Here is a 15,306-nt window from a genome sequence, read left to right as displayed (position 1 = left end):
TTGATATTAGGTTTTTATTTGCATTTGCCCATAAACAAGTTATTACTCCCATTAATATCGCTGGAATTGTAGCGAGGTCGATCGCCAAAGCAATTGCTTTAATTCTTAAGGATATATTTGTCCTTTTTGGGGAACTACTCATAATTCATTACTTTCCTACAAAACTGCTTTCAAATCTAAGGCTGCTTCATTCAATTTTTGAGTACCGACTTTAGTTTGACTGATACCGCAAGCGGTCTGTGCTGCGGCTTGATTGAGAGAGTTCATAGCTTGCACTACCTGTTCGATCGCGATCGATTGCTGTTTCGCATTCAGCGAAATTTGCTGAGAACTCAAAACCACATTGTTAATGGCATTGGCAACTCCTGCAAATGCCGCTGCAGTTTCTGAGGCAATATTCACGCCCGATTCTACTGTTTTAGTTCCTTCGTCTGTCACCATTACCGTTGAGTTAATCGCCTTTTGAATATCAGCAACTAATAGATTAATTTGCGCTCCTGACTTTTTACTGCGATCGGCAAGTTTGCGAATTTCTGACGCCACCACGCCAAACCCTTTGCCGTGTTCTCCTGCCCGCACTGCTTCAACAGCAGCATTGAGTGCTAACATATTAGTTTGATTAGCCAAGTCGCTAACTACACTTGAGATATTACCAATGTGATCTGTTTGTTCGCTCAACTCTATAATTTGTCCTTGGATATCCTGAACTTTAGTTTTCAGAGTTGCCATTGCTTCTAAAGTTTGTTCTACAGCTTTTGTGCCACCTCCAGCTAAATTCAAAGCTTGCATTGCTTGAACGACGGCTGTTTCTATCTGCTGTGATGTCGCCCTGGAAGAGGCTCCCAATTCGTCCATTGTAGTAGTAGTTTGATTTACGGAAGCTGCTTGCTGGCTTGCCATGCGTTCCTGTTCTTCCACGGTGGCTGCAATCTCAGTGGAAGAAGTGGCGATCGAGCTAATTGCGCGATCTATAGTTTGGGCAATTCCTGATGAAATCAGCCAAGCTATAACCGCACCTAACACCAATAAAAACACGGAACCAAATACCAATGCCGAGATCAGGAAAACTAAAGATTGCTTCGTTTTTTCTGTAGCTTGTTTAATCGCTTTTACTTCTATGTCGCGAAATTGCTTATTTATTTCCACAAATTCATCCACAAATTGTGTCTGTTTTCCGGTGTTAAAGAGAGCCAAGGCAGCAGTTCTATTATTTTTTTGTAATAAAGCAACTATTTCGCTAGAACCGTCATAATATTCGTTGCATAGTTCTAGCATCTTCTCTAAACGCATTCTCTGTTCAGGATTTTCTATCTTCAACTCCGCACTATTTCCAGACTCACGAGCTAATTCTCCACCTGTCTTAAAATCCTTTAAAAACTGCGGATTTTTATTGATTAAATACCCGCGCATTCCCCGTACCATTTGTTCAGCACCTGCGGACATATCATTTGTGTCTCTGATCACATTTTCTATCCTTTCTACTTCTGCAAAATTATTCAACACTTGATTAGTAGTTGTATAAACTAGCACGGGAAAACCCAAGTATATAGTTGCGGGCGCTACATATGCCAGCAGCATTCTATTTCTAATATTTAATCTTATTAACTTAGAAAACATATTTTTCTCCTTAATTTAAGCACGTGAATACACGAATTAGATTGCTTAGTTAAATCTCGCTTGAAAAGCGGATTTGGTATAACTCAATACGCTTGGGTTAAAACTATTTATTCCTCAGAGATTCCCGTCGCATCCCCCCCATCGTTGCGAGGATTTTGAGTAAGTTCTTGTTGGTCCCCCCATTTAGAAGGGGGGCTAGGGAGATCGAGTTTAACTGAACCGTATTGTGGTATAACTAACTTCTTTAGTCCTAGACGCATTTCAAGATAATTCTCTCATGCTAAGTCCCGCTCGTTACCAGTCTTGATCTCTGCGTTGGATCGGGATTGCGAAGGAAATGAAGTATCAAGCCAGATGCTTCACTGCACTCATGACAGATATACTTTGCGTAAGTCCTGTTTTGGATTCAAACCTCTTCATCAACAACTACTCCTCCTTTTGTCAGCAGTTTTTGCAAGTTGAGAATAGCCATCATTTTTTCCCCATAAATAGCTGTCCCCCGTAGATATTCGCGGTTGGCAGAATGCAGTGCTGCCGGAACAGCCGCAATTTCCGACACATTTAAGTATATAATATCTAATATTTCGTCAACAACTATACCAGCGACCAAATCCGCCACTTCAACAACGATCGCCTTAGAGAGATAATTGGCAGTCTCCGACATATTTAAAGACATATTTAAAACACTGCGAATATCAATTAGCGTCACAATTTCTCCGCGTAAGTTTATATTTCCCACTATGCGATCGGGAGTGCAAGGAACCGGAGTTACTTGGTTGATATCAGTAAATTCGCGAACTAGATCTAAATGAATACCAAAGTATTCGCTATTCAAAACAAAAACCGCCAGGGACATATTAATTGCAGTATCATTTTCCCCCTCGCCTCGCTGCCTCAAATGATTAGCGCGCGATTGAAAAATTGCTTTTTCTTCTGGGGTAGCCTGCGGGCAAAAAACGTGACGCTTGCTCAAAATTTTAGGAGTTTTACCTAACACTTTTGCATTTATTTGCCCGTGTAAATTTTCTGTTTCTGCCTCACCTGCTGCTGCTTCACTACCTGCATTGCTTAGAGAAACAGGCCAGCTTTCCTCTGACTTTTCGGGAGAATATCGAATTAAGTGATCGAGATTCAGCAGCATGATAATATTGGCTTCGCAGCGGGCAAGTCCAGCTACAAAATAATGAGAAGCTTCTGAATTCTCTCGTCCGTAAGATAGCTGCGGAGTGATAGCCTCTTCTGAGAGTTCCTTAACTTCGCGAACTTGATTGACAATTATACCAACTTTCGATTCTTGCCACTCTATGACGATCGTACTATCTGTCACAGAATACTCCTGCCAAGCGTATCCAAAACGCATATTCAGATCCATCATGGGCAGAATTTCGCCCCGAAGGTCGATCGCCCCAACAATATCTTGAGGTGCTTCTGCAATTGCTGTCAACTCCGGCAGAAAGAAAATTTCCCGAACGTAGCAGGCTTCTATACCGCAGAGAAAACCGTTCTGTTCAAAGATAAGATACGGTTTAGTTTCCATATTTTAGTGTACAGTTTCTTTACTGTATAATTTTAACAATTTTTTTTTAACATTCATCAGCACTTGACTAGCTGTCATTTTTCCCTGTGAATCTATGGGAGTGTTTGGCGGCAGCACTTTCAAGATTTCACAAGATGAATGGTACATTTTAAGAGCTCTTTTTACTTGGCCTTCTTTATTGTATATATTCCCTAGCTCTATATAAGCTGAAACAAAAGATGGACACATATAAATAGTCCTCTTTAATAATTTTTTTGCTGTTTCTAATTGACCTTGTTCTTCAGCAATTTGAGCTTGTAAATAATCAGTATATACTGATCCCGGCTCTACTTTTCTAGCTCGATTACAGTATTCTATTGCCTGAGAATAATTGCCGGCATTGGCCTGAACTTGAGCGATTAAAAAATAAGCATCAAAATTATGTCCCTGCAAGTCTATTGCCTCTTGTGCCTTGTTGATAGCCTCAGCATAATCTTGATTTTTAAATAATTTCTTAGCCTCTAAAATTAGCATTTGAAGCGTTTGATTTTGAGTATTTTCTGCTATTTTTTTTTCTGTAACTGACACGGCATTGTTCGGTAAGCCGTCCTCCAGATAGCGAGATGGCAGCATATTCCCCAGCAGATTACTTATTTTTAATACGGGCGGCATCTCTATCTCTGGAAAATTGCTGTTAGTAGTAAAAATAGGTGGCATAGTTTCTCCTGTTAGCAACTCACCACTATCATCGCCCATAGTATCTGCTTTCGGGAATTCCCGAAATGCCGAGTTTGCTTCATCTAAAGTCGCAACCCTAGACTCTATTTGACAGCGTTCATCCGGTACTGCATCCCGACGCTGATACACCACTGACTCCGGGAAAATCTTGGGTTCAAACTCGTTCATAATTTGACCGTAAACTTCAGCGTGACCGGTCATTAAATATCCTCCAGGTCTCAGTGTCTTGGAAAATTTTTGCAGTACCAGTGAAATATACTTATGTTCAAAATACACAAAAACGTTTCTACACAAAATTAAGTCTATATTATAAAGATTTTGGTAAATATTAGGAAACTCATCTTTGATTAAATTTACACAGCTAAAGTTGACACTTTCGCGCAATTCTAGATTAATTTCCCAATCATTTTGCCTCTGATGAAAATACTGCTTTTGTATCTGCGGTTCAACCAAGCGAAACGACCAATGACTGTAAACTCCCTGGGGCGCTTTTTTGATTACTTTTTCATTGATGTCTGTACCTAAAATTAATATTTTCCATTGCTCCCAATCGGGAATCAATTGTTTTAAAACAATAGCTAAAGAATAAGGTTCTTCACCGGTGGAGCAGCCCGCACTCCAGATTCGCAGTGTCGGCTGCATTCCCAATGTCTTGTGCAAGTTTCTTTTCTGCTCTATCAATTCAGGAAAAATTACTCTTTTTAACAGAGCAAACTGTCCTTTATCTCGCATAAAATAACTTTCAGTTGTTGTTAATAGTAATACTAATTTTGCCCATTCATTTTTACTTTCAAATTTTTTGGCGGTTAAAAGTCTATAATATTGTTCTGGTTCTGCAATTTTTTTTTCTCTCATCCGACTCATGATTTTATGAGACAAATCCGCTCGATCTTGGGTTCTAATTCGCACACCCATCTCAGTAGTAATTAAGTTTATAAATAGCTGAATTATGGAATCATTCATGTCCACTGAGGTAGATTAATTTAATAATTTGGGAAGTGGTAACTTTTACTGAGCTGATGCTGAGTTGGTGCTGAGCATAGCTGCTAGCCTGCGGCTCGTCGGTTCGCAAAGCCGCAGGGAGCCGAAGGGAAGTGCGTAGCTGAACTATTGGGAATTGGGGAACTTGTAAGCTCGTGCAGTAGAAGTATTGGGAATTGGGAATTGGGGAGTTTGGAAGTAGAAATTGGGAATTTAGCCGATCGCCTGAACAAGAACAGTGTTACACCACATCATATCAGAAACTTGCCAGGTACTTAAAGGAAAAAGGCAAAAGGTAAAAGACAGAAGCCAGGAAAAAATTATCCCTTTTGCCTTCCACCTTCTGCCTTCAAAGGCAGTAATCTCCAACTTTAAGCTGGATATATCCGCAGGCGGCGATTGGGTTCTTCCCCAAAACTGTGGGACTTCAGGTGATAGTGTTCCACAAGTTCGTGCTGCATTTTGCGGACGTTGGGAGAACGGGGCAGGAGTTCCACCGGCTGTCCCTTGGGAATGACAATTTGCTCGACTGCTAAGCGCGTTTCTTCCAGAGCTTCGAGCTCGTCAGAAGAACCGCTGCGGGCGAATAAGGCGAGGTCTGCTACTTCCGGGGTGCCGGGGTCATCCATATCCAACAGCCGTCGCAAAGCTCTCGCTACGTGGGGAATAGTGCCTGCCTTAATTGTGTGCAGGGGAACTTGGCGAGTTTTGGCCAAGTGCCTCAATTTCGACTGGTTCCGAACGTTCGATCGCAAAGCCAAAACCACGTCAGCGCTCTCAATATCCTTGGTCAGCAGTATCGGCAGGTTCAGCGTCGAAATAACCTGTTCGAGCTGGTGGCGAGCTATGCCGTAAGGATAAACGTGGAGGGGCAAATCTTCGCCGTTAGGGCCGACATTATGGGAATAACGTCCGGGCTTAGGTACAGGCTCGACGGACAGGGATTCTTCGAGCAGTTGCTCGAAATACCGAGTCTCAGCAACCGGCGCGCTCTTAGCAGCTAAGTTCTCGCTGGGAGCGGGCATCGGCACCATTTTGCCAGCACTCCGCCACCCTGAGATCGGTGTGACGGGCCGGATTGCCGATACCGCAGCCGGGCCGCTGGAAGCTGCCATCCCCGGAAACCGGGCGGGGGGATTTGCCGACTCCTGCTCGATAATTACTTCTCCTGTCTCGCTGACGCTTCTGATTTGCTGGCTCGGTTCGCGTCCCCGCAGCAGAGTGTCGATCGAATCTGCAACTCGCTCGTGGATTACCCAGCGCTGGCGTTCCAGCATTTCGATGGCAATTTCAAAAGTTGGCGGTGCTTTGCGTTCCAAAACCGTCTTTTGAGAACCGCGCCGTCTTGCTTCGTCATCTCCCAGCGTCACCGCTTGGATGCCCCCAATTAAATCTGCCAGAGTCGGGTTTTTCATCAAGTTTTCGATCCGGTTCCCGTGGGCGGTACCGACCAACTGCACGCCCCTTTCGGCGATCGTCCGAGCAGCCAAAGCTTCGAGTTCCGTGCCGATTTCGTCAATCACGATCACTTGCGGCATATGGTTTTCCACTGCTTCGATCATAACTTGGTGCTGGAGTTCGGGACGGGAAACTTGCATTCTGCGAGCTCTACCGATCGCTGGGTGGGGAATATCTCCATCTCCGGCAATTTCGTTGGAGGTGTCGATGATTACCACCCGTTTTTCCAAGTCATCGGCAAGCACGCGGGCAATTTCCCGCAGGGCCGTGGTTTTGCCAACACCGGGGCGGCCGAGCATCAAAATTGACTGACCGGTTTCCACCAAATCGCGGATAATGCCGATCGTCCCGAACACAGCGCGGCCCACCCTCAAAGTCAAGCCGATAATCTCGCCGCTGCGGTTGCGTATGGCGCTAATTCGGTGCAGGGTTTGCTCGATACCGGCTCGGTTGTCGCCGCCGAAGTGGCCGACTCGCTCGATGCAATAGTGGAGGTGTGCTTTGGTAATCGGCGTTTGAGAAAGAGGTTCGGCCAAGGATGGAAAACGAGCTTCAGGTTGGCGGCCCAAATCCATGACAATCTCAATGAGATTGTTGCGCTGCGGGTGCTGCTCTAAGGGCTGCCGGATCTCATCTGGCACGATGTCTAATAATCTGTTGAGGTCGTCTGTAATCTGCATTCGCCTCGATGTGTTCGGTGACGTTTTCAACTTTTTAGTCTGTTGTCAGTTGCCAGTTGTTATGTGTCAGTTGCCAGTTGTTGTTGGAATTAACTACTAACCACTAACTAATGACTAATGACTACTGACTACTGACTAAAATTCTTTGAGCGGGGAAACTAGAGAACGAGCTAAACTTACGGCCTGTGAGAGAAGTTCTGGGACGGCTTCGAGCTGAGGTAGCCGAGATGTTTGAACTCCGGCTCCTGGCCGCGTGACTGCCACCGGAACGGCATAGGCTCGATCGGTCTGCATTGTTTCTAACTGTTCTAAAATTGGCGATAGCAAAACCCTGGCATAGCTGCCGTAAGCTACACCTGCAATGTATTGGACAGGGGGATCTGACGAATTTTTCCCGGCATCCTTCATCAGTCCCTCGGCTCTCAACTTGCTGACAGTGTGAGCATTAGTGCCGCCTGCAAGTTGCACGTATCCCGGCAACTGGGCAGCCAAAACTTTTTGACCGAGTTTGACCGCGGCTCTGGTAGTTCCTGTTCCGATATCTCCGCTCATTGGCCTACCGTCCGTTTGCCAAATTAGCGGACAAGGAAGGGGGGAAATTATTTGATAGAGTGTCCGCAAATAATCAATCAAACCGTCTCCATCCGGGCAACTAATTGCTATTACCTTGAGTTGAGCGACCCAGGGAGCTATGCTCGACCAAAGTCGCGCAAAATCTGCCTCTCTGCCTACTTGCGTGTGGATTTCTAGGGCGTCCGCACCGGATTGCAAGATTAAAGGTGCGATCGCGGCGGGAGCAGACACGTAAGAACGAGTATAAATTAGTTGGCTCGGACAAATCGGCAGACAGCGACCGCAGCCATAGCATTGCTGGTCTATCACCCCGGAAAAACCACTGCCAGCACTCTGAAAAACTATTGCTTCGGCTGGACATATTTTTTCGCACGGCCGCCAGCAGTCCACCGGACAATCGGCTGGGTTGAATTCGGCTTTGCGAAAATGCGGGTCTTCCCCATCATTTAAACTCACCATCAGCAACGGCAACCCTTTGCCGCCAAACCTGCGGTTTTGAGTTCTTGCCTGTAATTCGCTGGCCACTTGTAGGGCTTCTTTCGCTGCGGCGACGGCGGCGGGATCTGCCGCGACATCGATACAGTCAGCGCCTGCTAAGGTGTAAGCCAAGGTGAGATTCCGTACAGCAGGCAGATGTTGAAAGCTCGCCCCACAGATCAGCTTGAACCAATGGCCATCTTTTAATGAGTTTAGGGGATGATAATGTTCTGTCACCCTTATATGCTAATCCTTTCAGCTAAAAATTACTATGTGGAAATTTCTACTTAATTTGAAAATTTAGGCGGGTACAAGCTGGAAACGCTACTGATAGCAGTATATCTGGTGCTGTTGGCTCTATATGTAGAGTTCTGAGGTAAGTATTTTTGAGAAATCTAATTTTTTTGATAGTGCCTAACGATGAGGCGATTTTCTACTTTGGCGATCGGCTTTAGTTACGGACAGACTCTCTATCATATCATAGTTGGGTGGATTTGGCAAGGAAAAAGAAGGCTAGAGATTTTTTTTGAAGTTGCCGTGCAGTGGCAATTGCCATAAAGTTCGATCGAGCATTGAAACCCAGCGACGAACCGCAGATGAACATTTTACTCCCTAACTTGAAGCTACATTCATCTGCGTTAATCTGCGATTCAACGAGCTCTACTACTTGCTCAGCCGCTTATAAACCGTAGCCAAAGCATGGCTATCCCCCACATTTCCCGGAAACAAAACCACAGGTAAATTGGGAAACAGAGGATGATCTGCATCGGTTTTCACCACCGAACAACCTGCAATAATTTGACCGATTTGCCTGACACTTTTTAGCGACAAACCTGTACTCAAAACATCATTAGAAGTAATGCCGCCCTTGCTAATCAAAAATCCGATATCGACAGGCAGTCCCCGCACGATATCCATCAGTAAAGCAGAAACCGCCTCTCCAAATTTTAACCTAATTTCTGCATTGTCAAATTCGAGTTCCTTGCGGCTGGTATAAATTACAGGCGTTTTACCATCGGCATGAGAAGTGCGGACTTTTTCGAGAGTTTCATCGAGCATTTGGGTGCGATACTCTGATGAATCTTCTAACAAGTGAGATACATCTATTTCAATGCTAACTATATTGGGTTCTTTTAACAAGCGTTCCAATTGTTCAGTAGTTTTCTTAACGTGGGAACCAACTATTACTGCACCCGGTTTGCCGTCCCTCACGTATTTTGCCATTTCGTCGGCTGCTACTGGTTGCGGGCCGAGGTCAGCTAAGGATGTTAAAATACTCGCCCCGCTGCGGAATAAAAACTTTTTGCCTTGACTGGCGGCAGCGAGAATATGTTTGGCAAATGTGTCTAAATCGCCTTGGCTTTCGCCGTCCACAACTGCACATTGGTTGTCTTTCATCTCCATCAGTCGATCTAAACTTCCGTAGCGGATGTCTGCTAGTAAAATGCGATCGACTGCATCAGCTTTGATGCGACCTTTGGTTTTTTCTTCTACGTAGTCTGGCAGGTAACTGTGACTGTAGCCGAAGACTGAATCTTTGGCAAATTCAGTTTGGTGAACTGGCGTTGCGACGCTGTTAACCATTAGGTAATGCACGCTGTGGCGGGTAATTCTGCCTCCTTCAAAAAAGGCGGGAATTAGAAAATGGGCGTCGAAGGGGCCAAGTTCTTCGGCGATCGCGTCGGTTTCGATGGGATAGTGACCGCGCAGGGTAGAATCGGAACGGCTAACTATTAGGAAGTCTTCGATTTTTTCGTTGGCGATCGCCCTTTTTAGATTTTGGCACACTTCGCGGGTGACGGAGGCTGCTTTTTCGGGAGTTAGCGATCGAGTATTTGTCAGTATGAAGAAAATCGGGCACTTGTCCCGCAGCCCCAAACGCAGGGTGTCTTCGTCCCAACGTGTCAGCAGCAAGCAACTGTGCACGGTTTGAGAACCAGTCGGATCGTCGTCGAGAACTATAATCTTGGGTTTGGCAGAAGACATACTGACCTGGTTGTTAACGTCACCTTTCCAAGATATCCTTACCTGTTACCTAACTGGAAAAAATTTACAATAGTTATGATATTTTTTTCACAATTTTCATAACTTATAATTTGGAGAATGTGTTTGAGTTCGATCGGTTCAGTAAGCTGAATATTGCTACTGGGCAAGAGGCGCACGCAACCTTGCACGTTACTAACTTTTGCCATTTTTAAAATTAGCAGCGTTTCGATCTTGCAACTTTTTCATTTCTGCTTGAACTCCCACGGCTACTTGCAAAGCTTCGTTGAGCAATCGCCCCTGTTCGCTGGCTCGATCGCTAATTTGCATGGCATTCAAAGTTCTCAAATTATTGGCAAACAATTCGGAGTTAGTAGCGACAAATTTTTTGTTTTCCCTGAGAATTCTTTCGGTTTTCAAAGCTCGAACTAAATCGTCTCTGATTAGCTGCAAGGCTTGAATGACTTTTGCCCGATCGCCGATTTTGACTCCCGCATTCCCAGCATCTTCTATCCGATCATTAATGGCGATCGCTTCGATTATACCATTATAGCGATCTACATCATCAAAAAGATTGATTAAATCTTTGTTTTGCCGACTGCACCGAATTTTCCACGCATCCTCAAGGATTAAACCGACTATCGCAAGCAAATGAAGGGCGAACCACAACAAATAAGCTCTAGGAAATATCGCAACCAGCAGCCAACAACTGATGAGAACCAAAACAATTAAACCGACTGTTTTCAAAGCTTCGCGGGCAAACTTAGTCGCTGTCGCCGGCCGGTATACGCGATCGGGCCCCGCGCCTGTGAGGTGCTTGAGCTCACCGACAGTAATTTCTAATCCCTGAATGTCAGCTCGCATAAATCTTTACAAATATATGTTAATTATAAAGTTTTGTAGTAGAACAAGGGGCTCGTCTACAATAAACCTAACACTTTTTTCACCCAAAACTGCACTATGTCCGCACGCCCTATATACCTCGACAACCACGCCACAACCCCGGTAGATCCACGGGTACTTGATGCGATGCTGCCGTATTTCACCGAACAATTCGGCAACGCAGCCAGTATCAACCACGTCTACGGCTGGGAAGCAGAAGCAGCAGTAAAACAGTCACGACAAATCATAGCAGAAGCGATCAATGCTTCCCCCGAAGAAATTGTTTTTACCAGCGGTGCAAGCGAAGCAAATAACTTAGCGATCAAAGGCATCGCCGAAGCTTATTTCAGTAAAGGAAAGCACATTATCACAGTAAAAACCGAACACAATGCAATTCTCGACCCCTGTACCTATTTGCAAAAATTGGGGTTTGACATTACTGTTTTACCCGTGAAAAGCGACGGGCTGATTGATATAGGCGATTTGATAAAAGCGATTCGGGCCGACACAATTTTAGTTTCAGTGATGACTGCTAACAACGAAATTGGTGTCATCCAGCCGATCGCAGAAATTGCTGCAATTTGTCGCGGAAATGACATTCTTTTTCACACAGATGCGGCACAGGCGATCGGCAAAATTCCCCTCGACGTAGAGGAGATGAATATCGATCTAATGTCCTTGACAGCCCACAAAATTTACGGGCCAAAAGGGATCGGTGCTCTCTACGTGCGCCGCAACAAACCGAGAGTGCAGCTAGCGCCGCAGATGCACGGAGGAGGCCACGAACGGGGAATGCGATCGGGCACTCTCTACCCACCGCAAATAGTTGGGTTTGCCAAAGCAGTTGAATTGGCAATTGCAGAAATGCCGTCGGAAACAGAACGAGTGGTTAATTTGCGGCAGCGTTTGTGGGAAAATTTGAGCGAATTGGGCGATGTTTTTCTCAACGGTCACGCTACTAAGAGATTGCCGGGAAATCTCAATATTAGTGTAGGTGGCGTTGACGGTCAAGCGTTGATGTTGGGTTTGCAACCGGCGGCGGCAGTTTCTTCGGGCTCTGCTTGCACTTCCGCAAAAATATCTCCATCCCATGTTTTAGCAGCGATCGGGCGATCGGACAAATTAGCTTATGCTTCAATTCGGTTTGGTATTGGCCGCTTCAATACCGAAGCCGAAATAGATGCAGTCGCCGAACACGCGATCGCAACTATTACATCTCTCCGACAAGCTCAAAAAGTCAATCAATTTTAGATTTGAAATTTGAGATTTTAGATGAGAGAATTGAAGATTAGGAAATAGTTTTGAGTTTTGAGTTTTAAATTATTTAACTTACAACTCAAAACTTTCCCTCTTTTTATGGCAGAGTATAATTGGTATCGAACCCTTACTTAGAACCAAACACCTCGCGCACCCGATAAATCGGTTTTCCCTGCGACTCGTGATAAGTCCGCATCATCACTTCCGCCAGCAAACCAAAACAAAATAACTGCACGCCAGTCAACAGCAAAACTACAGCCAAAATCAGCAAAGGACGATTTCCAATAATTTGACCAAAACCCAATTTTAAGACTGTCAAATAAATTCCTAAAACCGTTCCCAAGGTCATAGAACTCAGTCCCAAAAGTCCAAAAACGTGCATCGGTCGAGTCAGGAACTTTTTCATAAAAGAAATAGTTAACAAATCCATCAACACCCGAAAAGTCCGCCAAATTCCGTACTTACTTTGACCGAAACGGCGGGCGTGGTGTCGCACAGGCATTTCTGCAATTCTCGCCCCTTCAATAAACGCCAACGCTGGCAAAAAGCGGTGCAATTCCCCGTACAGATTCAAGTCTGCTACCAACTCTGATTTATAAGCTTTCAAAGAACAGCCGTAGTCGTGCAAAGTTACGCCTGTAACGCGACCAATTAACCAGTTTGCAATTTTAGAAGGAATCAACCGGCTAATAGTATTATCCTGCCTATTTTTGCGCCAGCCGCTAACTAAATCGTAGCCTTCATTTAACTTTGCCAACAATAGCGGAATATCAGCAGGGTCATTTTGCAAATCGCCGTCTAGGGTAACAATAGCACGACCGCGAGCGCGATCGAAACCTGCCGACATGGCAGCAGTTTGCCCGTAATTGCGGCGCAAAATTACAGCACAAAGGTCATCGCGAGTGCTGGCTAATTGCTGCAGAAGTTCAGCAGAACCGTCCTTAGAACCGTCATCTACACAAATAATTTGATAGCTGAGTCCCGATGGTTGGATAGAAGAGGCGATCGCCTCAATCAAATGAGGCAAACTTTCCACCTCATTATAGACCGGCACTACCACCGAAACATCCAGAACAACCTCAGCCTCAGCTTGCTGTCTAGCTAATTTTTCCAAAAATAATGCAGCGTCCATTTTTTTATTCGATAATATTAACAGTCAACCGTCAACCGTCAACAACTAACTAGGTTGATAACTTTCCACAACTTTACCATATCCCCGCAATTGCTGGTAATAAGCTTGACTGACTAGATCGCCATCCTCGGACAAAACATCGATACCGATACCGTTGCGACCTTGTGCTTTTCCAGAACTGTGAATGTAGCGATTATCTCCGAGATATAATCCTACATGAGTTGCTTTTTCGGGCGTGCCAAAAAATACTAAATCTCCCGGTTTTAAAGCACTGATACTAATAGGTTTAGTAAAAGCTTCCTGCTGATAAGCATCCCTCGGCAACCAGATTCCCGCAGCCACAAAAGCAGCTTGCATCAATCCCGAACAATCATAATTCGGCCCGACTGTACCGCCCCAAAGATAATAATTGGATTGGTTCATAGCCTCGCGAGCAAAAGTAATTACAAGTGGTAATTTTTCCTTTATTTGGGTCTCAGAAACCACGAGAGGATTGTACAATGTTTCTGTCGGAGCGAGCAACTCAACATCTCGAATATCCAGCCATCCCGGATAATCATCTTCGCACAGCCGCACCATCACAGCCGTTGTATCCAAGTTTACATCGCTCTGTCTTAGGGGGGGGTCAAAGACGCGCAAATGTCGCCCCAGCGCTGCTTGAGTTGCCAATCGATCGCACTTTGGGGAATCGTAAATATTTATGTGCGATCGGGCCCGGTACTCCACAACATCAGATAATTGATAATTGGCCATTGCTAATTGCTCATTGTGTGCTGTTAATTGTTCGCATTTAACGATAGATTGCCATTAGCTGTTAGCCGTTAACCGTTAACCGTCAGCCATTAACCATGACATTTTTTCACAAAGACGAACAATTAGAAAACCTCGGCAGTAGCATTATAGACTCCGCATTGTCAGAATTTACAGGATTAAGTGGCGATCGTATAGCCATTACATGGATAGTCTACGATCCCCCAGTGCGAGTCAATACAGGTGGCGCCCTGAGTGCAGAAGAATTTTGGAAATATCAACCGCGAGGTTTTAGCGCTAGAGCTTCCGAACGAATTTATCCAGCCAGCATCGTCAAATTATTCTACCTCGTTGCCATCTGGGAATGGGCGCAAAAAGGCATGATTCAAACATCGCCAGAATTAGAACGTGCCGTCCGAGATATGATAGTTGATTCCAGCAACGACGCCACCAGTTTAGTAGTAGACGCCCTCACCGGCACCACCAGTGGCCCAGAATTATCACCAGGCCCCTTTGAAAGTTGGAAACAGCAGCGAAACATCGTCAACCGTTACTTTCAATCATTGGATTGGCCGGAATTACAAAATATTAACGTCAATCAGAAAACCTGGTGTGACGGCCCCTATGGTCGCGAGCGAGCTTGTCTGGGAGAATTAATGGAAAATAGAAATATGCTGACCACAAATGCAGCGGCGCGTTTGGTGCACAGTATAATCGGCGGCGTAGCTGTTTCTGCCCAAGCATCGCAAGAAATGATGGGTTTAATGAAACGCAGTTTAGACCCCGCAGAATTAGAGGCAGATCCCGAAAATCAAGTTACAGGTTTTTTAGGCGGGGGATTGCCAGAATCAGCAAAATTGTGGTCAAAAGCGGGACTGACAAGTCAAGTGCGTCACGATGCTGCTTATATTGAAATATCCGGTTTGCGGCCGTATTTGTTGGTTGTATTTACCGAGGGGAAAGAGAATAGCAAGAATGAAGAGATTTTGCCATTTATATCGCGGCAATTTGTCGAAGCGATGAAGACATTGAATTAGATTTAGTAGTCGATTATTGCGGCTAGACTAGACTTGAATTGCAAAAATAATTGGGACGGGATAGAAGCCCATCCCACAAAATTTTCTTGTGGGATGGGCTTCTATCCCGTCCAAAAATTTGATTAAAAGGAATTTTTTCCTAGAAGCTCTAAAACGGAGAGGGAGGGATTTGAACCCTCGAAGGATGTTAACACCCTTAACAGATTAGCAATCTGCCGCTTTCGA

The 15,306-nt window shown here is 45.0% G+C and carries 12 protein-coding genes; 3 read left to right on the top strand and 9 right to left on the bottom strand.

Annotation, left to right across the window (positions count from 1 at the left end):
- Positions 1–156: 156 nt before the first annotated feature.
- The 5 genes from QUA24_RS19270 to ldpA all read right to left on the bottom strand — a co-directional run bounded on the left by QUA24_RS19270 (position 157) and on the right by ldpA (position 8,277).
- A complete protein-coding gene (locus QUA24_RS19270) occupies positions 157–1,578 on the bottom strand; it encodes a methyl-accepting chemotaxis protein (protein ID WP_333231345.1) in 1,422 nt (473 codons plus the stop codon).
- A 445-nt stretch (positions 1,579–2,023) separates the two neighbouring features.
- Positions 2,024–3,154 carry a chemotaxis protein CheW gene (locus QUA24_RS19265; RefSeq protein ID WP_333231343.1) on the bottom strand — a complete coding sequence of 377 codons (1,131 nt, stop codon included), beginning with the start codon at positions 3,152–3,154 and terminating at the stop codon, positions 2,024–2,026.
- Between the two features lie 3 nt (positions 3,155–3,157).
- The gene (locus QUA24_RS19260; RefSeq protein WP_333231341.1) at positions 3,158–4,834 is read right to left on the bottom strand and encodes a CheR family methyltransferase; all 1,677 of its coding nucleotides are present in this window, start codon (positions 4,832–4,834) and stop codon (positions 3,158–3,160) included.
- A gap of 389 nt (positions 4,835–5,223) precedes the next feature.
- The gene (locus QUA24_RS19255; RefSeq protein WP_333231340.1) at positions 5,224–6,990 is read right to left on the bottom strand and encodes a R3H domain-containing nucleic acid-binding protein; all 1,767 of its coding nucleotides are present in this window, start codon (positions 6,988–6,990) and stop codon (positions 5,224–5,226) included.
- Positions 6,991–7,125: 135 nt separating this feature from the next.
- Positions 7,126–8,277 (bottom strand): circadian clock protein LdpA, encoded by a 1,152-nt coding sequence (gene ldpA, locus QUA24_RS19250; RefSeq protein WP_333231338.1) that lies wholly within the window; start codon positions 8,275–8,277, stop codon positions 7,126–7,128.
- A 183-nt stretch (positions 8,278–8,460) separates the two neighbouring features.
- On the opposite strand from ldpA, the gene QUA24_RS19245 reads away from it, so the two are divergent.
- Positions 8,461–8,598 carry a hypothetical protein gene (locus tag QUA24_RS19245; protein ID WP_333231337.1) on the top strand — a complete coding sequence of 46 codons (138 nt, stop codon included), beginning with the start codon at positions 8,461–8,463 and terminating at the stop codon, positions 8,596–8,598.
- 105 nt (positions 8,599–8,703) lie between these two features.
- Here QUA24_RS19245 and QUA24_RS19240 read toward each other — a convergent pair whose 3' ends face one another.
- Both QUA24_RS19240 and QUA24_RS19235 read right to left on the bottom strand, forming a co-directional pair.
- Positions 8,704–10,026, bottom strand: a complete 1,323-nt coding sequence (locus QUA24_RS19240; RefSeq protein WP_333231334.1) for a four-carbon acid sugar kinase family protein — start codon at positions 10,024–10,026, stop codon at positions 8,704–8,706.
- Positions 10,027–10,218: 192 nt separating this feature from the next.
- The gene (locus QUA24_RS19235; RefSeq protein ID WP_333231332.1) at positions 10,219–10,887 is read right to left on the bottom strand and encodes a hypothetical protein; all 669 of its coding nucleotides are present in this window, start codon (positions 10,885–10,887) and stop codon (positions 10,219–10,221) included.
- Between the two features lie 96 nt (positions 10,888–10,983).
- On the opposite strand from QUA24_RS19235, the gene QUA24_RS19230 reads away from it, so the two are divergent.
- Positions 10,984–12,156 carry an IscS subfamily cysteine desulfurase gene (locus QUA24_RS19230; protein ID WP_333231331.1) on the top strand — a complete coding sequence of 391 codons (1,173 nt, stop codon included), beginning with the start codon at positions 10,984–10,986 and terminating at the stop codon, positions 12,154–12,156.
- Between the two features lie 133 nt (positions 12,157–12,289).
- Here QUA24_RS19230 and QUA24_RS19225 read toward each other — a convergent pair whose 3' ends face one another.
- Positions 12,290–13,294: a glycosyltransferase family 2 protein gene (locus tag QUA24_RS19225; RefSeq protein ID WP_333159900.1), complete on the bottom strand. Its 1,005-nt coding sequence runs from the start codon at positions 13,292–13,294 to the stop codon at positions 12,290–12,292.
- A 45-nt stretch (positions 13,295–13,339) separates the two neighbouring features.
- Positions 13,340–14,047, bottom strand: coding sequence for a C40 family peptidase (locus QUA24_RS19220; RefSeq protein ID WP_333159902.1), 708 nt, complete (start codon positions 14,045–14,047; stop codon positions 13,340–13,342).
- Positions 14,048–14,142: 95 nt separating this feature from the next.
- Here QUA24_RS19220 and QUA24_RS19215 point away from each other — a divergent pair, with 95 nt between their 5' ends.
- Positions 14,143–15,081, top strand: a complete 939-nt coding sequence (locus QUA24_RS19215) for a serine hydrolase (RefSeq protein ID WP_333231329.1) — start codon at positions 14,143–14,145, stop codon at positions 15,079–15,081.
- The last annotated feature ends 225 nt before the right edge of the window (positions 15,082–15,306 follow it).

The sequence above is a fragment of the Microcoleus sp. Pol12B5 genome, from assembly GCF_036701335.1.
Classification (GTDB): domain Bacteria; phylum Cyanobacteriota; class Cyanobacteriia; order Cyanobacteriales; family Microcoleaceae; genus Microcoleus.
This window is presented reverse-complemented; position numbering and strand designations above follow the sequence as displayed.